This is a genomic window from Gilliamella sp. LMG 34361 (assembly GCF_984569075.1).
This window is the reverse complement of record NZ_OZ474903.1, coordinates 2,935,598-2,954,934: the sequence shown is the minus strand read 5'-3', so window position 1 is coordinate 2,954,934 and position 19,337 is coordinate 2,935,598. Positions and strand designations below refer to the sequence as shown.

Below are 19,337 nucleotides of genomic sequence, written 5' to 3'. Positions count from 1 at the left end.
TTATAGTACTAAATTAAAAAAAATGAAAAATGTTAAAACCTGTGGTGTTAGAGCGCAGCAAAAAGAGAGAACTCGCCGAAGTTTAATCGACGCTGCGTTTAATCAACTTAATGCGGAACAAGGTTTTGCAAGTTTAAGTCTGCGCGAAGTTTCTCGTGAAGCAGGAATAGCAGCCACTTCATTTTATCGACATTTTCGTGATATGGATGAGTTAGGTTTGGCAATGGTTGATGAAAGTGGTTTAACACTCCGTCAATTACTACGCCAAGCCAGAAAGCGTATTGAAAAAGGTGGGAGTGTGCTTCGAACATCTGTAACGACATTCATTGAATTTATTGATAAAAATCCTAAAGTGTTTTTGTTATTGCTTAGAGAAAAAGCAGGAACATCTTCAGCATTTCGATCGGCTATTGCACGAGAAATTCAGCACTTTATTGTGGAATTGGTTGATTATTTAGATAATGCTAATCAAATGCCACATCATTATAATGAAGCGCAAGCAGAAGCCATGGTCACTATAGCTTTTAATGCTGGGGCAGAAGCTATTGATTTTGATATAATTCAACGGCAAAAATTAATTGAAGATCTTATTTTTCAACTTAGAATGGTTTCTCGAGGGGCTTATTATCTTTATCATAAAGAACAAATAAAAAATGAAAAAAGTTGATTCATTTAGCAATGATTTTCGATATTGATTAAAAACTATCTTTTAATAAAAGAAATAAAAACTGCGACAAAAGTCGCAGTTTTTTGTATTTTATAATCGTTGAATCATTATAAATTTTGTAACACTTTTTCAACACTATCTTTGGCATCGCCAAATAACATATAGCTATTTTCTTTAAAGAATAGTGGGTTTTGCACGCCAGCATAGCCGGTATTCATTGAACGTTTAGAAATAATGACTGTTTTGGCTTTCCATACTTCTAAAACAGGCATACCTGCGATAGGGCTATTTGGATCTTCTTCTGCTGCTGGGTTGACAGTATCGTTAGCACCAATTACCCAAACAACATCGGTATCCGGGAAGTCATCATTGATTTCATCCATTTCTAATACAATATCATAAGGGACTTTAGCTTCAGCTAATAATACGTTCATATGGCCAGGTAAACGTCCTGCGACTGGGTGAATACCAAAGCGAACTTCTATACCCATACCACGGAGTTTTTCTGTAATGTTACTTACAGCACCTTGAGCTTGAGCAACCGCCATACCATAACCAGGTACAATAATCACAGAGCGGGCTTCTTTTAAAGTTTGGGCAACTTCCGCTGGCTGCATTTCTCGGTATTCACCTTGTTCTTCTTCTGAAGAGCTTGATGAACTACCGTCGCTACCAAAACCACCAGCAATTACGCTGATAAATGAACGATTCATTGCTTTACACATAATGTAAGAAAGAATTGCACCAGAAGAACCCACTAACGCACCAGTTACAATTAGAAGATCATTTTGTAACATAAAGCCTGCCGCTGCTGCCGCCCAACCAGAATAGGAATTAAGCATTGAGATAACAACAGGCATATCTGCACCACCAATTGATGCTACAAGGTGGAAACCAAACACTAGTGCAATAATTGTCATGATAAGTAAACAAACTAGGGCACCAGTACCAGTTTCTACCTTGATAAATGTAAACATCAAGATAACTGATACAACTATTGCCGCTAGATTTAAATAGTGTTTATTTGGGAGAGATAATGGTTTTGAGCTAATTTTACCATTTAACTTTCCAAAGGCTACAATTGATCCTGAGAAAGTAACTGCACCGATAAATACACCTACAAAAATTTCAACTAAATGAATTGTTACTTCACTCGGTGGAACCCCGTGTGGATCTAAAAAGCTGTTTATTCCAACAAGAACGGCTGCCATACCTACAAAGCTATGTAATAAAGCAACCAATTCCGGCATTTGTGTCATTTCAACATTTTTTGCTAGATACAAACCAATAGCAGCACCGATAATCATTGCAATAATGATCCAGTGTAAGCCACCATTTATGCTGGCAATTGCTGCGATAAGAGCTATTGCCATACCAATCATGCCATAAATGTTCCCAGATTTGGCTGATTCTTGATTTGATAGTCCTCGCAAACTAAAGATAAAAAGAAGTGCAGCAATTACGTAAGCTGCTTGAATGATTCCTTGACTAAGCATTATCAATAATCTCCTTTACTTGCCACGTTGGAACATTTTTAGCATTCTTTGAGTAACAAAGAATCCACCAAAAATATTGATACTAGCAATTAAAATAGCAACAAAGGCAATTGCCGTAGTTAAGCCATTATCATCACCAACTTGTAGTATTGCACCAACTAATATAATACCAGATATCGCATTGGTAACTGACATTAGTGGTGTATGTAAAGAATGGGTAACATTCCATACTACGTAATAACCAACTACACAAGATAATGCAAATACAGTGAAGTGTCCTAAGAAGCTTTCAGGTACTGAATTTGCTAGCCAGAAGTAAGCAATAATCAATAAAGCTAAAATGCCATATTTTTTGGCTGGTTGCATTGGCTTAGGTTCAGGTTTAGCAATAGGCTCAGCTGCTTTTTTCTGAGGTTGTGCAGAAACTTGAATTGGTGGCGCAGGCCATGTTATTTCTTTATCTTTAACTACAGTTACACCACGAATCACGACATCTTCAAAATTGATGTCGATGTTTCCATCTTTTTCTTTGGCCAATAGTTTTAATAAGTTAACAATGTTAGTTCCGTATAATTGCGATGCTTGTGCAGGCATACGGTTGGCTAAATCTGTGTAACCAACAATTTTAACATTATTATCTGTTTCGAATACTTCACCAGGTTTAGTTAATTCGCAGTTACCACCTGTTAAGGCGGCTAAATCAACAATAACACTACCTGGTTTCATTGATTCAACCATATCTTTAGAGATAAGTTTTGGTGCTGGTTTACCTGGAATTAGTGCGGTAGTGATAATGATATCAACATCTTTCGCTTGCTCTGCAAACAATGCCATTTCAGCCTCAATAAAGGCAGCAGACATTTGTTTAGCGTAGCCATCACCAGAACCCGCTTCTTCTTCAAAATCTAACTCTAAGAAGTCAGCGCCCATACTATTAATCTGTTCTGCAACTTCTGGTCGGGTATCAAAAGCACGAACAATCGCACCTAAGCTAACTGCGGCACCAATAGCGGCAAGGCCAGCAACGCCAGCACCAATTACCAATACTTTTGCTGGTGGTACTTTACCTGCAGCAGTAACTTGCCCTGTAAAGAAACGGCCGAACTGGTTTGCAGCTTCAATAACTGAGCGGTAACCGGCAATATTAGACATTGAACTTAATGCATCAAGAGATTGAGCCCGTGAAATACGAGGTACACAATCCATTGCCATTACAGTAATATTTTTAGTGGCAAGTTTTTCTAAAAGATCTTTATGCTGAGCAGGATAGATATAGCTGATAAGTGTTAATCCCTCTTTCATTAGAGCGATTTCTTCATCAGTTGGCGCATGAAATTTTAAAATAAGATCATTTTGCCAAATATCCTTTGTACTTTGAATAGTGGCTCCAGCATCAATAAAAGCTTGGTCTTCGAAATGAGCAGCATGTCCAGCACCTTGTTCTACTGAAACTGTAAATCCTAGTTTTAACAGTTGTCCAACGGTTTGAGGCGTTGCTGCAACTCTAGCTTCATTGGCTAACCGTTCTTTTGGTATACCGATATGCATTGCGTTACATCCTTATGTTAAGAAAGATAATTCATGTTTTCTGATTTTAGCACAAATTAGCGTCAGTGCGAGTAGGTAATTTATTTTTTATTATCGAAATCTTAATATTAAATTTAATAATAAGTGGATTTCAAATCTTATAATTGAAATTAGAATATTTCTTTTGTAATCAGTATGAATAGTTTGTGTTAAAAGTTAACTGTCTTAATAATCATTAAGAACTCATCTGTTTGCCAAAAATGGGTTTTCTTCTATTTATATCTAAACATTGATTAGATTTGAACCAAATCAACCGGCGTGTAATTTATTGAACTAAATTTTTGTTTGTTAGCCAATATGTTAACAATCTTAACTTTAGTTTTAATTAATACTGCATAGTCATGATTAAAAAACACAATATCACTAATCTAGTAAAAAACATTAACTACATCAATGAGATATAGCTAATATAATGAAAGTATTGATGCTTTAAATAGATCAATTGGATATAAACAGCAAATCATCTTATTTGAAAGTTGTTATTACTAGAATTCAAATATTGATCAATAAAAATATTTAATGAGGTAAAAATATGGCAGATTTAAGCCAGAAAAAAAATAAAATCTTGGCTTTAATGGTCGCTTTACTTGCAGCATGTGTTGCTTTCCAACTTAATGCCAGTATGTTAAGCCCGGTGTTAGTTACTATAGCTAATGAATTAGGAACTAATGATGCGGCTGTGGGATTATCGCAAACCGCTTTTTTTACAGCGGCCGCGCTATTTTCACTATTTTTACCTCGATTGAGCGATATAAACGGACGCAAAAAAGTTTTAATGGCAATGTTGCTTATATTGACATTAGGCTCAGTTTTAGCTGCGGTTGCGCCAAATATTGAAGTATTATACGCCGCGCGGATTATCCAAGGTGTCTCAGGACCAGTTGTGCCACTGTGCTTGTTAATGTTAAATTTTGAAGTAAAAGATGTTAAACAGTATGGTATGTTAATGGGAATAATAACAGCAGTAAATGGTGGTATTGCCGGGGTGGATGCGATAGCGGGTGGTGTAATTGCTACTCATTTCGGTTTCCGTTCTGTATTTTGGGTTATTGCTGTCGTTGCGGCAATTTCTACTTTCTTTGTTTATCGCTTTGCCTCAGAATCCAAGCCATCTGAAGGCGCTAAAATGGATTGGTTAGGTGTTTTGCTAATTGTTCTGACCATAGCTGCACTTTTACTTGCTCTTAACGAAGCGGGTAAACTAAGTAATGCAAATTGGTTGATTGTGGTCGGATTAACACTGTTTGCTATCTTATGTTTTATTCTATTTTGGTATGTTGAGAAAACCAATAAACAACCGCTAGTTACAACTGAACATTTAAAAAAACGTGCTACATGGGCTTTGTTATTAACAACAACATTAACTATGACAGGTATTTTCGCAATTGTTAATGGTTTAGTTATGTCAATTGCTCAAAATCATGAGATAGGCTTTGGATTAGAAGCCGATTGGGCTTCACTCATTTTTCTAACACCTTATGCTTTAATTGGTTGGGTTGTAGGACCATTTTCAGGTAGATTGGCACCAACAATGGGTTATAACCAAGTACTTAAATTAGGTTTAGTAGGTTGTATTATTAGTATTTTGGCTATTATGTTTTATGGACTTCACTCTTTACCAATATTATCGGTAAGCGTTATTGTGCTAGGCATTTTTTATGCGGGAATGGCCAATATTATTCTAAATGGACTAGGGGTTGTTTTGTCACCTACAGAAAATCCAGGATTTTTACCCGGTATGAATGCCGGTGCATTTAATTTGGGCGCTGGGTTAAGTTTCGCACTATTGCCAGCAATTCAAATGATGAATGGAAACTCAATTGCAGGTTACTTTAATGGTATGTTGTTGGGATTAGTGATTACCGTATTAGCTTTACTGAGTAGCTTTCTAATACCTCGCCCGATCAATGCTGAAGTTTAATAACCGAATTAATAAAAACGGGAATATTAATATTATCCCGTTTTTATATGTAAATTAATCTTCTTCAGGAATTAGTGTAAAAACTAGAGTGGTAAAAAATTTATCTTGTGTCGCTAATTGGTTATCTTTAAGCGGAAAACCAATTTCAACGCCAATAACGTTTAAACCTTGGTTTGGCACAATAATAGTAGCTTGACCTTTATCATCTGTTTTCACTGTTTTATCTAAGTTATTCACCACATCAACAATAACTGCTGTGTTAGCTAGTGGTTTTCCATCTTTATACACAGTAATTGGTAAACTATCACCACGTTTTAATTTTGTCGGATCAACAGAAGGAACGATTTGTAAAGGAATATCTTCAACCATTTTAGGGTTATTAACGGATGATAAATAATTAACGCTATATTTTATGGCGTGAGTGCCATTACTGGCTCCTTTAACTTTATTCATGGGTAAATTAACATACTTACCTTGTGAATTTTTGGTCCAATAGCCATAATCAAAATCAACCGTTACTACCGCTGTTTGATCTGACGGTTCAATAGTCACAAAATTAACATGTGACTTTTTAGATATCGGTAGCAGTGACCAATTACTATTATAAGCTTTAACATCTTTCACGCTTTCAGTCTTATAACCATTGTCTAAAGGTCCTTCACCTAAAACAATTTGTTTTTGATCGACTCGATTAGTAATCCATATACCATGAGCAATTACGGATTGTGAAACCAAACCAATAAAAGTCCCCAATAAAATTGATAATAATACTTTTCGCATAAATACCTCTACATTTTAAGTGAAAACGATAATCATTATCATTTTTATATTTACATAAGTCAATTCAAATCTAATGTTAATTAGATAATAAATTTGCGTTTTTTGTGATGGCAATTAGCGTATTTAAAAAAATTAATTATTGATTATTACTTCTAATAATAAATCCTAAACTTAGCTATTTTTAACTACTACAATTTGTTATATAATCGATAAAATTCTGTCCATAACACAATATATTGTGTTTCTAATATTATTTTGAGATGTATCTATCCTGAGTATCTTTAATTAAGGAATCACTATGACCGATTTTTCCCAATCAGTGCCAGAACTGGTTTCTTGGGCAAAAAAGAATGATTTTTCGATTGCTCTACCTGTTGAGCGATTAGCTTTTTTATTAGCGATTGCTGTATTAAACAGTGAACGCTTTGATGGTGAAATGACTGAATCTGAACTAATTGATGGATTTAGACATGTTTCACAAATTTTTGAGCAAAGCGAAGATACTATTACTGTTCGTGCTAACAATGCCATTAATGATCTCGTTCGTCAGCGTTTAATAACACGTTTTGCTAGTGAAATGACGGATGGTTATTCTATTTATCGACTGACACCTCTAGGCATTGGTATTACTGATTACTATATTCGTCAACGAGAATTCTCAACTTTACGTTTATCTATCCAACTTTCCATTGTTGCTCAAGAGTTAAAACGTGCGGCAGATGCTGCGCTTGAAGGTGGTGATGATTTGCATTGGCATCGTAATGTCTTTGCACCACTAAAATATTCAGTCGCAGAAATTTTTGATAGCATTGATATTACGCAACGAGTAATGGATGAACAACAAGCTGAAGTGAAACAAAATATCTCAGCGTTATTAAGCCAAGATTGGCAAGCAGCCATTAGTAGTTGCGAAGGCTTACTTACCGAAACATCACAAACATTGCGTGAGTTGCAAGATACTTTAGCAGCCGCTGGTGATAAGTTACAAGCTAGTTTACTTTTGATACAAGATGCAACATTAGATAACCAACATCTTAATAAAATTAATAATGTCGTGATGGATCTGCAAAGTAAACTGGACCGAATTATCAGTTGGGGACAAAAAGCAATAGACCTATGGATTGGTTATGATAGACACGTTCATAAATTCATTCGTACTGCAATTGATTTAGATAAGAATCGAGTTTTTTCTCAACGATTGCGTAAATCGATCCAAAGCTATTTTGATTTACCATGGTCACTCACTTTCGCTAATGCTGAACGTTTACTTGACATGCGAGATGAAGAATTAGCATTACATGAAGCGGAAGTGACGGGTGAGTTACCATCAGAGCTTGAATTTGAAATGATTGAGGAAATTCAAGAGCACATTATTTCGCATATTGAACAAAATTTATTGATCTTTAAGCAAGAGAATAAACCACTTGATATGAGTAACGCAATTTACAGTTATTTAGCACAGTTCCCACGAGAACAACATTTTGATATTGCAAGATTGTTTATTGATCAGGCTATTCGATTAGGTGTTGCCGAAAATGATTTATTAGGTATCCCTGCCGAATGGAAACCTATTAACGATTATGGAGCTAAGGTACAAGCACATGTCATCAACAGATATTAATGGTTTAGAAACAGAACAAACAGCTCATCAACTTGATGAGATCATGGGGCGTATTGCAGCAAGCTCTCAAGCGTCGTTAGATAAATATATGCCAGTGAAATTGGCTCAAGCGATCGCCAATCCGATTTTTCCAGAACTTGATAGTCAACTAAGAGCAGGACGTCATATCGGCATTGATGAACTTGATAATCATGCGTTTTTAATGGATTTTCAACTTGAGCTTGAACAATTTTATCAACGTTATAATGTTGAACTTATTCGAGCACCTGAAGGATTTTTCTATCTTCGTCCTCGTTCAACCACATTGATTCCTCGCTCAGTATTATCTGAACTTGACATGTTAGTGGGTAAAGTGCTTTGTTATCTTTATTTAAGCCCTGAGCGATTAGCCCATGAAGGCATTTTTACTTTACAAGAACTCTTTGATGAGCTTGTTTCATTAGCGGATGAAAGTAAATTGTTGAAACTAATCAATCAACGTTCTACTGGTTCGGACTTAGATCGTCAAAAATTATTTGATAAAGTAAAAACCGCATTAAATCGGCTACGTCGATTAGGCATGATCTTTTTTATTGTTGGTAATGACAGTAGCCGTTTTCGAATTAATGAATCTATATTCCGATTTGGTGCTGATGTGCGTAGTAGTGATGATGCACAAGAGGCGCAATTACGCCTGATTCGTGATGGTGAAGCAATTAAAATTGAATCATCCCTTATATTAGATGATGATAATAATGAAGAAGATGAAAATGTTAATGAGGAGATTGAATAATGATGATGGGACACGGCAAATTTCACTCATTAACCTTAATTAACTGGAACGGTTTTTTTGCTCGAACGTTTGAGCTTGATCAACTTGTTACTACGCTTTCTGGGGGTAATGGTGCGGGTAAATCAACCACTATGGCAGCATTTGTCACGGCATTAATTCCAGATTTAACCTTATTGCATTTTAGAAACACCACCGAAGCGGGAGCGACATCGGGTTCACGAGATAAAGGATTACATGGTAAGTTAAAACCAGGTGTGTGTTACTCAATGCTAGATGTGATTAATTCCCGTAATCAACGGATTATTTGCGGGGTACGTTTACAGCAAGTTGCTGGGCGAGATAAAAAAGTTGATATTAAGCCTTTCTTAATACAAGGTTTATCTGTCAATATTAATCCAACAGAATTAGTAACAGAGCGCTTAAATGACAAGCAAGCCCGAATTTTATCTTTACCGGAGTTAAAAGATAAGATTGAATCAATGGAAGGGGTTATCTTTAAACAATTTAACTCTATTACTGATTATCATTCAGTCATGTTTGATTTTGGTGTATTACCTAAACGATTACGCTCTTCATCCGATCGCAGTAAATATTATCGTTTAATTGAAGCTTCACTTTATGGTGGGATTTCAAGTGCTATTACTCGTTCACTACGTGATTATTTATTACCAGAAAATAGTGGTGTTAGAAAAGCATTCCAAGATATGGAAGCCGCACTCCGTGAAAATCGAATGACACTCGAAGCCATCCGTGTTACACAATCAGATCGTGATTTATTCAAACACCTTATTACTGAATCGACAAATTATGTCGCTGCTGATTATATGCGTCATGCTAATGAACGTAGAGTTCATATCGAATCGGTTTTAGGACTACGTCGAGATATGTTTAAAACTCAAGATCTGCTTATCAGTAATCAGTATCGCCAAGTTGAAATGGCCAAAGAGCTTAAAGAATATCAAGATGCACAAAGCGATCTAGAGACTGATCTCCAAGCGGCGAATGATCACCTTAATCTAGCGCAAACAGCTTTACGTCAACAAGAAAAAATTGATCGTTATCAATCTGATTTAGATGACCTAAATATAAAACTTGAAGAGCAAAATGAAGTTGTACTTGAAGCCAATGAACAGTATCAAACTTACCGTGATCAGGCCGAGCATACTGAGCAAGAAGTTGATGAAATAAAAACACAATTAGCTGATTATCAACAAGCTCTAGATGTACAGCAGACTCGAGCAATCCAATATCAACAAGCTATCCAAGCATTAAAAAATGCCCAACAATTATGCCAATTACCTAAATTAGGTATAAGTAATGTTGAAAATCACTATGAAGTTTTTGAAGAAAGACAAAAAGAAGTTACTGAACAATTATTAGAATTGGAACAAAGACTCAGTGTTTCTGATGCCGCAATAAATCAATTTGATAGAGCCTACCAACTCGTCGTTAAATTGGTTGGCGACGTAAAGCGAAGTGATGCGTGGAATGCGGCTAAAGAAGCCCTAAAGCAATGGCCTTCACAATGTTACCAAGCTGAACAAGCAGAACATTTACAACTACAATTAGATGAATTGGAACAACGTTTTTTTGAACAAAAAGAGGCTGAATCATTACTAACTCAATTCTGTAAGCGCTTTGGTCGCCAACTCAATTATGATGAACTTGATGAATTTAAACAGGAACTTGAAGTTCAGTTGGATCAAAACGCTGAACTTGCTAACGAATCAAGTGAAAAACGGATTGAATTTAGACAAGAACTTGAACAAATACAAGCTAAAATCAGTGACTACCGTCAAAAAGCACCATTATGGTTAAAAGCTCAAGATGCTCTTATAGCATTGCAAGAACAGACAGAACAAACTTTTACTAATAGTCAATCTGTTACTCAGCATATGCAGCAATTACTTGAACGGGAGCGCACGCTTGTTACTCAGCGTGATCAAATTAATTTCAAACGCAATCAACTTGATACACAAATAGAGCAACTTAATCAACCTAGTGGGGTTGATGATGGTCGTTTATCCGCTTTAGCTGAACGATTCAATGGTGTATTACTTTCTGAAATTTATGAAGATGTAACCATTGATGATGCACCTTACTTTTCCGCATTGTATGGTCCATCGAGACAAGCCATTGTGGTACCAGATTTATCATTAGTTAAAGTACAACTTGAAAGTCTTACCAATAGCGAAGAAGATTATCCGGAAGATATCTATTTTATTGAAGGTGATCCATCATCATTTGATGATAGTGTATTTGATTGTGAAGAGATGGATAAATCTGTTCTGGTTAAAACCGGCGATCGCCAATGGCGCTTCTCTACTTTCCCAAAAGTGCCGTTATTTGGACGAGCTGCTCGTGAAATTCATCTGGAAAAATTATCAGCTGAACGTGATGAACTACATGAACTATATGCAACAATTTCATTTGATCTGCAAAAGTTGCAACGTATTGAGCAAAATGTTGGACAGTTTATTGGCGAATACCTATCAGTAGCGTTTGATATTGATCCCGAAGCCGAAGCGCAAAAACTGGCAACAAGACGCAATGAAATCGAACGGCAATTATTGTCGCAAGAGAGCATTGATAAACAAAATCAACAACAAGTGGCAAATTGTAAAGAACAGTTAACTACGGTCAATCGATTGGTTGCTCAGATGCATTTATTAGCCGATGATGACTTAGCTGATCGGGTTGATGATTTACGTGAACAGGTAGCTGAAGCGCAAGAAGCTGCACAATATGTTAGCCGTCATCGACATACTGTTTCAGAATTAGAGCCGATTATTGCTGTACTGCAAAGTGATCCAGAGCAAAATGAGTCACTACGTGAGCAATATAACATTGTAAAAGTTCAGCAGCAAACTATTCGTCAACAAGTTTTCGCCTTAACCGAAGTTATGCAACGCCGCGCGCATTTTAGTTATGAAGATTCGGCTGGCATGCTAAATGAAAATAGCGATCTAAATGAAAAACTACGTTCTCGACTCGAAGTGGTTGAAGCACAACGCAGCGAGGCACGTAGTCAGATGCAGCAGTACCAAGATAAATATAATCAATATAACCAAACTTTTGCGTCGCTTAAAAGTGCATTTGAAACTAAACGCGATATGCTTAATGAGCTGCATAAAGAGGTTGAACAAATTGGTGTTAAAGCCGATGCTGTGACTGAAGAGCGTGCGCGTATTCGCCGAGATGAAACTCATCATAAACTTAATACTAATCGCCAACAATGTACGTCGCTTGAAAAACAACTAATTATGTGCGAAAGCGAAATGACGCAAATGCAAAAACGCTTAACACAAACACTGCGTGATTATAAACAGTTACGTGAACAAGTTGTTGAAGCAAAAGCTGGTTGGTGTTTAGTGTTACGACTCGTTAAAGAAAACAGTGTAGAACGACGATTACATCGACGAGAATGGGCTTATCTCAGCGCTGATGAACTACGTTCTATGTCGGATAAAGCACTTGGTTCATTGCGTTTAGCGGTAAATGATAATGAACACTTACGTGATGTATTAAGATTATCCGAAGATCCGAAACGACCAGAACGTAAAATCCAGTTTTATATTGCAGTTTATAAACATCTACGTGAACGAATTCGCCAAGATATCGTCAAAACGGATGATCCGATTGAAGCCATTGAACAAATGGAAATTGAGTTGTCACGCTTAACTGAAGAACTTACTTCACGAGAACAGCAATTGGCTATTAGTTCAAAAAGTGTGGCTAATATTATTCGTAAAACTATACAACGTGAACAAAACCGTATACATATGCTTAATCAAGGATTGCAAGCAGTGGCATTTGGTCAGGTTAATGGTGTTCGTTTGAATGTTAGTATTCGTGAGGCACACTCTTCATTATTAGCTGCATTAGCTGATGATCAAAATGAACATCAGGATCTATTTAGTAATAATCGTATTACCTTCTCAGAAGCGTTAGCGAAACTTTATCAACGTTTGAATCCACATATTGATATGGGGCAACGAACTGCACAAAATATTGGTGAAGAGTTGCTAGATTATCGAAACTATTTAGAGATGGATGTGGAAGTTAATCGTGGCGCTGATGGTTGGTTACGCGCTGAAAGTGGTGCATTATCAACCGGTGAAGCGATTGGTACGGGGATGTCCATTTTATTAATGGTTATTCAAAGTTGGGAAGAAGAGTCTAAACGTCTGCGAAATAAGGATATTTCACCATGTCGCTTATTATTCTTAGATGAAGCGGCACGTCTGGATGCTAAATCGATTGCAACGCTCTTTGAGCTTTGTGAACGATTAGAAATGCAACTTATTATCGCTGCTCCAGAAAATATCAGTCCGGAAAAAGGTACCACCTATAAATTAGTGCGTAAAGTGATCAACAACCAAGAACACGTACATGTTGTTGGATTGAAAGGCTTTGCTTAGTTATTACTGACTAAAAACAGTTTTGCCGGCAATTGCCGGCGAAATTGTTATCTAAGTTGATTAATTATGTAAGCAATGGTAAACCTCAATTAGCATACATCATTAATGAATATCCAACACAGCATGAAAAGCCTCTTGAGGAATATCAACACCACCAAATTTACGTTGTCTAATTTTATTTTCCTTAATATTTTTAGCTATCTTTTTCTTTTTCGATGCAGAGCCTGAATAGCCACGACCGGTGACACTTTTACGTAATGGTGGAATATCTTCGCGTGCAATAACTTTATTCTCAACTACCGATTGCACAGGCATTGGGTAGAGTTTGCGTGGAATGACATGTTTCATCTTCTGCACAATTTGCTTGCCTCGTTCAAAGCTTTTATCGCGTGGCAAAATAAAAGAAAACGCATCGACAATCTCATCATTCAACCAGATATCCATTTTTACCAAATCAGAGACAATATAGCTTCGATCACGATAATCTATTGATGCATAACCATGGGTAATGGATTTGAGAGAATCATAAAAGTTGTAGGCAATTTCCGAAATAGGCAATTTAAAGGTTAACTCAGCCATTTTATTATTCAGATAAACCATATCCACATAAATGCCCCGTTTTTCCTGACAAAGTTCCATTATTTCACCAATATTTTCCATTGGAATGATAATGGCAGCATCAATAAAAGGCTCTTCAATGTAGGCAATCTTTTCAAAACTTGGCAGTAACATAGGATTATTAACGCTAAGCATCTCACCATTTTTTAACGTTACCCGATACTCAACACTCGGAAAGGTAGAGAGAATTTCGATACCATATTCTCGTTCAAGCCTTTCTTGAATAATTTCCATATGTAAAATACCGAGAAAACCACACCTAAAACCAGCCCCTAATGCCATGGAATTTTCTTGTTTATAAATGAAAGCCGAATCATTAAGCGATAATTTTTCCACCGCATCTTTCAATTTTTCTTGGTCTTCATTTTTTATAGGAAACAACCCAGCATAGACCATTGGTTTAACTTCTTTATATCCGGGTACTGCTTCGGTATTTGGGTGATTAGGATCAATTAGGGTATCACCGACTTTGACATTTGCGACGATTTTTATATTAGTCGAAATATATCCAACTTCACCTGCATCAAGTACATCAACAGTTTTCATTGCTGGTAAAAATATGCCCGTTTGTAATGCTTCGAACTCAATATCACTTTTGAGCATTTTAATTTTCATTCCGGTATGAATGGCACCATTAAAAACGCGTACGTGTAGCACTACACCGCGATACACATCATAATGAGAATCAAAGATTAACGCTTGCAGTGGCTTATCTTTATTACCTTCTGGCGCAGGAATGTTTTCAACGATCGATTCTAAAATATTATCAACTCCTACGCCGGTTTTAGCTGAAGCTAAAATAACTTTATCTAAGTTTATGCCATCTAACTCTTCGATTTCTTTAATCACGCTGTCAACATCCGCATTCGGCATATCGACTTTATTGATAACTGGAATAATAGTTAAATTCTGCTCTTGAGCCAGTTTTAAATTAGCGATTGTTTGTGCTTGTACGCCTTGGGTTGCATCAACTAGCAACAAAGCTCCTTCACAAGCAGCTAAACTGCGTGAAACTTCATAATTAAAATCAGTATGACCTGGGGTATCAATTAGGTTTAATTCATATTCAATACCATCAGATGCTTTATAATACATACGTACAGTTTGCAACTTAATAGTAATTCCACGTTCTCTTTCAAGATCCATGTTATCTAATAATTGCTCTTTCATATCACGTTCAGAGACAGTATTGGTCATCTCAATTAATCTATCTGCCAGTGTTGATTTACCGTGATCGATATGGGCAATAATACAAAAATTTCTTATATTATTTGGGTTCATGTTAATTTCTCCCATACTTTTCTTAAATGTTGGCGTGAACTATAATGGTTAGAGTAACTCTAAGTCAAGTTTGGCCAAATTATCATACTTGCTAATCTATTTAATTGATTTTTATGAAAACATGGGTATAAATATGGTAAATATAAATGATTGTATTGCATCAATTGCACAAAATGGTGAATTAAACCAAACACCTAAATACTCGGTGACTAAAGCAGCAAAACTATTAGGCTTGTCAGCCCACACGCTTAGGTATTATGACTCACTTAATCTATTTCCATTTTTACAACGCGATCAAAATGAAAAACGACTATTTTCTGATGCAGATTTACAATGGGCAAAATTGATTGAATGTTTGCGTAATGCCAATATGTCAATCAAAGATGTACAACACTATGTTAAGCTATGCTTACAAGGTGACGAAACGTTAGACGAACGTTTAGCTATCATCAATCAACAAGAAAAGACGTTAATGGATACTATTACGCTATTGAACGAACAATTAGCGTTATTGCAGTTTAAGAAACAATATTATAAAACAGCCCATCAACTAAAAAAACAGTAAGCAGTTTTAATTAACAAAAAGTTGAGGAATGGGGTTTTTACATCTTTCCCAATTCTAGCTCATCTTATACTCGTTTACTGACAATTAAATAATCCATGAGATGGTATAGACTTCTCAATTATTTTTACAAAAACAATAAATCAAAATAATTGTCATCTAAAATTAATTAGATGATTAACTGCTAAAAGTTGTGAAAAATTTGGAAATAACACTTATTAAAGTATCTCTGGAAGCTTAATCCCTAATTTGTAGATATTAACATAGCCTGATTCTTTTTTTAGTTTTTGTATATTAGACTTAGGTATTTCATTTTGATCATCTAAAATAAAGTGGTTAATCGTAAAATCTTCATCGCTCTTCTGATGAGAATATATAATTAAACAATCGATATTTTGTCGATAATCTGTTACTTTTAATTCTTTATAGACTTTTTCAATTCTTGCATAACCACTTATTTGTCTAATGTCATCAATAATTACTGATTGATTGTGGTATTTAGGTTTATATTTAGTATCAATTACAAATTTGAAATCTGCTTGGTTGGTAAATTTTAAGATAAAATCTAATTCCTGATATTTTGCTTTATAGTGATATTTTACTTCCTTTGATGTAAATATATTCCTCAGTTTTTTATAGACATATAATTCAAACAATTTACTCATATCAATCCAGAAAGGTGGGGTCATGATTTTCTGTTGTTCGGTATTACTAATATTGTAGGCGTAACGTTTCAAAATGTATCTTACTGATGCTTAATAAATAACAAAATAGACTTTAAGTCGTGTGTTTGTTGATTTTAATGTGATTTACCGGATTCAAAATAATGTTACTGTTTATTGAATTAGTGCTGGGTAGGACTTGAAAATGACTTACTAAAACCTTTTTGAAAAAGCTTTCTTTTTTTCTTAATTAAGGCGGTTAATATATTGATTATAACTTTAACGGAATAATTCACGTTTGAAGATATCTAATATTTCAGCTTCCACATCTTTAAAACCCTCATTTAGAAAATCTTTTTTAGCAGTAGGGCGCTTAAATTTCATTTTTATAGATGGGTCTGCGACATAAGCCGCGTAATTCGCAGTGTAGCCAACCCTACCAGTGATACGAGTACCTGTAATAATTACATCTTGATTTTGTGAGTTAATTAATGTTGATGTGTCTATATGAGTGTAGATTGCCGCTTGTGTAGCTCCTACAATTATTGACGCGTGCATTGTTCTAACTACATTATTTTTTACTTTTTATAGTTTTATGAAAGCTCTTTATACATCTATCAATGCCTTTTACTTTTATTCCTATATCAACCTTATTTTATTCTTGTGCAAACTTCTACTCTTTTAGTTTTAGGGTAGGGGGGCAAATCGCCTCTCTTTATATAGGCTTCGCAAAATTCCTCCCATTCATAAGTAAACTTATTGCTTGTATTTTTTGATAAATTTTGATTATAACTCCATTTACCACACATGTTAGTTATAGTTTCCATATTTAAATTGTTATAAAGTAAATCCAAATCAAATTCTATAGCTTTGTTATTCTCATTTTTTAATAATAAAATTCCATTAACAATTTCATATGATTGAATTACTTGTTTGCTATCAGTTTCAAAATAATCAATATATCTTTTAAGCTTAGAATCATATTTACTTCCATATTCTTTATAGACGCAGTTCCACTTACCCACAAGGTACTCTTTTGTCACCTTATTATCACCACAACCAAATAATGCGAAACAGGCCAAGCTTAATAATAAAATCTTTTTCATATCATTTCTTTTTTGGCTAATGGTATGTTATTTAAGAGATTTGGGCAATAAAAAAACTCACTAGGCGGTTTGTGTAAAATTTTAGCTATAGCAATGAAAATCTAATTCAAGTTACAATAATAAATTATATTATAAAATGGATGAAATTATGGAAAACGATTTAGTTATATCTTTACAAGGTTTTGACGATGAAAATACCGCGAACCTGATAGGTAATTTTACCTTGACTATCATAAAGGACTTAGAAAAAGAATATAATTTGAATATTTCAAAACTCAAGAAAGTATTAATAGCTTATGATTTTGAAACAGCTCTAGAAGATATTTCTAAGGAGTACGGTCATGATGAGTCATATAATAATGAACATGTGATAGCAATATCTCAGTTGCAACCAAAATTTGATAGCAAAGGATTATATTCTGAATTTACTTTAGTTTTAAGTATAGCTTTTTTCTATAACCTATTTGAAAAAGACAACTCAATATCATTTGATAATATAAGTGGTATTATACATATGATGCATAATGAGTTAATTGATATACATCAAAAAAATGAATTTAAATTCGATGCTGGAAAATTAGATGATGAACATAATGATGCTATATTTTTAACTTCAATAAGATCTTGGCAAAATTTTCTTGCAAACTGTATGTCTGCTAAAACAGCAACTCCCGAATTTATCAAAATAGATTTATATAGTCTTGAGACAGCATTAATAGAATATCCAGAAGAAATTGAATCTTTTATAGAAGAATATAAAAATGATAGTTTATCGCTAAATGACATGTATTTAAATGTAGCTCTAAGAATTAAATCAATTGCTGATTCATATGGTCGCGCTTTTGGTTTTATTAACACACTTGAAATATCCCCCGAATTATATCCTTCATCACTTTCGGATTTACTAGAAAACACAAAATTAGGATTACTTTTAAAAGAGCTTGGTAAATGCTTTTTAGAATTAACAAATATATTCAATCAAGGAAATCTTACTGACTATAGTATGTTTGAAAACGCAAATAAAATCGTGCTTAGCATATATAAATTATTTGGATTAAGCCATGAATAGCAAGATAAAGAACTTTTAATTCATCTTGATTAATTATCAATTAAAAAAACTTATGAGAGGGTTTAAACTGATTTTATAGTCGATAGATGATTATTTTATTCTTGTGCAAACTTTTAGTTTTTTAGTTTTAGGGTAGAGGAAATTGCTTCTTTCTATAAAAGCTTCGCAAAACTCCTCTCATTCATAAGTAAACGTATTGCTTGTAATTTTGGGATTAAATTGCATAATTCCAATATTTCCTATTAACATACTATTAGGACTGTCTAACACGTCAAAATAGCTACAGAAATCCACTAAATGGCCAGATTCTCCTTTAATCGTTGTTGCGTCTTCTGATTTTTGCTGTTTGTGTAAGTGTTCTTTATCATCATTAGGGTTAGCGAACTAATTTAATAGCAATCTCACAATTGAGGGTGTCTCTAGCTCTATTTTGCTAACCAAGTCTAAGTCTCATTCTTTTTTAGAGATGACATCGTCAAAGTGAAATATTAGTCCTCGTTTAGACATTCCAAAAATTTTTGGCAGATAAATGCATCTTACTGATGCTTAATGAGTGGGCGGGACTTGAAAGAATCTTATTAAAGCCTTTTTGAGAAAGGTTTTTATTTTTTCTTTATTGAAGAAGTAGTCCCAAACATAGTCCCAAAATAAAAAGTGCCCCCTAAAATTGGGTATTTTTAGTACTCACTTATTTTTGATTTAAAGTTGATTTTTCGCGGATGTAAAAATCTGTCTAAAGAGGCGGTACCCAAATTTGAGTGTTAAAGAAATTAA

At 34.8% G+C, this 19,337-nt stretch carries 14 protein-coding genes; 7 read left to right on the top strand and 7 right to left on the bottom strand.

The window, feature by feature from the left end:
• The first annotated feature begins 22 nt into the window (after positions 1-22).
• On the top strand, positions 23-667 hold the full coding sequence (gene fabR / locus AC5LXI_RS13750; protein ID WP_493442846.1) for an HTH-type transcriptional repressor FabR: 645 nt from the start codon (positions 23-25) through the stop codon (positions 665-667).
• Between the two features lie 107 nt (positions 668-774).
• Here fabR and pntB read toward each other — a convergent pair whose 3' ends face one another.
• Positions 775-2,163, bottom strand: coding sequence for a Re/Si-specific NAD(P)(+) transhydrogenase subunit beta (pntB, locus tag AC5LXI_RS13745; RefSeq protein ID WP_493442845.1), 1,389 nt, complete (start codon positions 2,161-2,163; stop codon positions 775-777).
• A 15-nt stretch (positions 2,164-2,178) separates the two neighbouring features.
• Positions 2,179-3,711, bottom strand: coding sequence for a Re/Si-specific NAD(P)(+) transhydrogenase subunit alpha (gene pntA, locus AC5LXI_RS13740; protein WP_493442844.1), 1,533 nt, complete (start codon positions 3,709-3,711; stop codon positions 2,179-2,181).
• A 571-nt stretch (positions 3,712-4,282) separates the two neighbouring features.
• Between pntA and uriT the strand changes: the two genes are divergently transcribed.
• Complete coding sequence (gene uriT / locus AC5LXI_RS13735) at positions 4,283-5,671, top strand: uridine transporter UriT (protein ID WP_493442843.1); 1,389 nt, start codon at positions 4,283-4,285, stop codon at positions 5,669-5,671.
• A 54-nt stretch (positions 5,672-5,725) separates the two neighbouring features.
• Here the strand turns inward: uriT and AC5LXI_RS13730 are convergent, their stop codons facing one another.
• Entirely contained in the window at positions 5,726-6,451 is a 726-nt protein-coding gene (locus tag AC5LXI_RS13730; RefSeq protein WP_493442842.1) for a DUF4198 domain-containing protein, read from the bottom strand.
• 298 nt (positions 6,452-6,749) lie between these two features.
• Here AC5LXI_RS13730 and mukF point away from each other — a divergent pair, with 298 nt between their 5' ends.
• From mukF to mukB, 3 genes are read left to right on the top strand one after another with little or no spacing between them, the layout of a single operon-like run.
• Positions 6,750-8,072 (top strand): chromosome partition protein MukF, encoded by a 1,323-nt coding sequence (gene mukF, locus AC5LXI_RS13725; protein WP_493442841.1) that lies wholly within the window; start codon positions 6,750-6,752, stop codon positions 8,070-8,072.
• Positions 8,073-8,115: 43 nt separating this feature from the next.
• A complete protein-coding gene (gene mukE / locus AC5LXI_RS13720; RefSeq protein WP_493444316.1) occupies positions 8,116-8,844 on the top strand; it encodes a chromosome partition protein MukE in 729 nt (242 codons plus the stop codon).
• Positions 8,845-8,846: 2 nt separating this feature from the next.
• Positions 8,847-13,265: a chromosome partition protein MukB gene (gene mukB, locus AC5LXI_RS13715; protein WP_493444315.1), complete on the top strand. Its 4,419-nt coding sequence runs from the start codon at positions 8,847-8,849 to the stop codon at positions 13,263-13,265.
• A 102-nt stretch (positions 13,266-13,367) separates the two neighbouring features.
• On the opposite strand, the gene lepA is transcribed toward mukB, so the two are convergent.
• Positions 13,368-15,164 (bottom strand): translation elongation factor 4, encoded by a 1,797-nt coding sequence (lepA, locus tag AC5LXI_RS13710; protein WP_493442840.1) that lies wholly within the window; start codon positions 15,162-15,164, stop codon positions 13,368-13,370.
• 133 nt (positions 15,165-15,297) lie between these two features.
• Here lepA and AC5LXI_RS13705 point away from each other — a divergent pair, with 133 nt between their 5' ends.
• Positions 15,298-15,729: a MerR family transcriptional regulator gene (locus AC5LXI_RS13705; RefSeq protein ID WP_493442839.1), complete on the top strand. Its 432-nt coding sequence runs from the start codon at positions 15,298-15,300 to the stop codon at positions 15,727-15,729.
• A gap of 215 nt (positions 15,730-15,944) precedes the next feature.
• Here AC5LXI_RS13705 and AC5LXI_RS13700 read toward each other — a convergent pair whose 3' ends face one another.
• The 3 genes from AC5LXI_RS13700 to AC5LXI_RS13690 all read right to left on the bottom strand — a co-directional run bounded on the left by AC5LXI_RS13700 (position 15,945) and on the right by AC5LXI_RS13690 (position 17,494).
• Positions 15,945-16,463 carry a hypothetical protein gene (locus AC5LXI_RS13700; RefSeq protein WP_493442838.1) on the bottom strand — a complete coding sequence of 173 codons (519 nt, stop codon included), beginning with the start codon at positions 16,461-16,463 and terminating at the stop codon, positions 15,945-15,947.
• 204 nt (positions 16,464-16,667) lie between these two features.
• Positions 16,668-16,946, bottom strand: coding sequence for an HK97 gp10 family phage protein (locus AC5LXI_RS13695; RefSeq protein WP_493442837.1), 279 nt, complete (start codon positions 16,944-16,946; stop codon positions 16,668-16,670).
• A 92-nt stretch (positions 16,947-17,038) separates the two neighbouring features.
• Positions 17,039-17,494, bottom strand: a complete 456-nt coding sequence (locus AC5LXI_RS13690) for a hypothetical protein (protein ID WP_493442836.1) — start codon at positions 17,492-17,494, stop codon at positions 17,039-17,041.
• Positions 17,495-17,642: 148 nt separating this feature from the next.
• Here AC5LXI_RS13690 and AC5LXI_RS13685 point away from each other — a divergent pair, with 148 nt between their 5' ends.
• Positions 17,643-18,563, top strand: coding sequence for a hypothetical protein (locus tag AC5LXI_RS13685; RefSeq protein ID WP_493442835.1), 921 nt, complete (start codon positions 17,643-17,645; stop codon positions 18,561-18,563).
• The last annotated feature ends 774 nt before the right edge of the window (positions 18,564-19,337 follow it).

What these genes read in the sequence shown, in the direction of transcription:
- fabR (WP_493442846.1), top strand. Translation starts at nt 23, where the DNA reads ATGAAAAATGTTAAAACCTGTGGTGTTAGAGCGCAGCAAAAAGAGAGA.
- pntB (WP_493442845.1), bottom strand. Translation starts at nt 2,163, where the DNA reads ATGCTTAGTCAAGGAATCATTCAAGCAGCTTACGTAATTGCTGCACTT.
- pntA (WP_493442844.1), bottom strand. Translation starts at nt 3,711, where the DNA reads ATGCATATCGGTATACCAAAAGAACGGTTAGCCAATGAAGCTAGAGTT.
- uriT (WP_493442843.1), top strand. Translation starts at nt 4,283, where the DNA reads ATGGCAGATTTAAGCCAGAAAAAAAATAAAATCTTGGCTTTAATGGTC.
- AC5LXI_RS13730 (WP_493442842.1), bottom strand. Translation starts at nt 6,451, where the DNA reads ATGCGAAAAGTATTATTATCAATTTTATTGGGGACTTTTATTGGTTTG.
- mukF (WP_493442841.1), top strand. Translation starts at nt 6,750, where the DNA reads ATGACCGATTTTTCCCAATCAGTGCCAGAACTGGTTTCTTGGGCAAAA.
- mukE (WP_493444316.1), top strand. Translation starts at nt 8,116, where the DNA reads ATGGGGCGTATTGCAGCAAGCTCTCAAGCGTCGTTAGATAAATATATG.
- mukB (WP_493444315.1), top strand. Translation starts at nt 8,847, where the DNA reads ATGATGGGACACGGCAAATTTCACTCATTAACCTTAATTAACTGGAAC.
- lepA (WP_493442840.1), bottom strand. Translation starts at nt 15,164, where the DNA reads ATGAACCCAAATAATATAAGAAATTTTTGTATTATTGCCCATATCGAT.
- AC5LXI_RS13705 (WP_493442839.1), top strand. Translation starts at nt 15,298, where the DNA reads ATGGTAAATATAAATGATTGTATTGCATCAATTGCACAAAATGGTGAA.
- AC5LXI_RS13695 (WP_493442837.1), bottom strand. Translation starts at nt 16,946, where the DNA reads ATGCACGCGTCAATAATTGTAGGAGCTACACAAGCGGCAATCTACACT.
- AC5LXI_RS13690 (WP_493442836.1), bottom strand. Translation starts at nt 17,494, where the DNA reads ATGAAAAAGATTTTATTATTAAGCTTGGCCTGTTTCGCATTATTTGGT.
- AC5LXI_RS13685 (WP_493442835.1), top strand. Translation starts at nt 17,643, where the DNA reads ATGGAAAACGATTTAGTTATATCTTTACAAGGTTTTGACGATGAAAAT.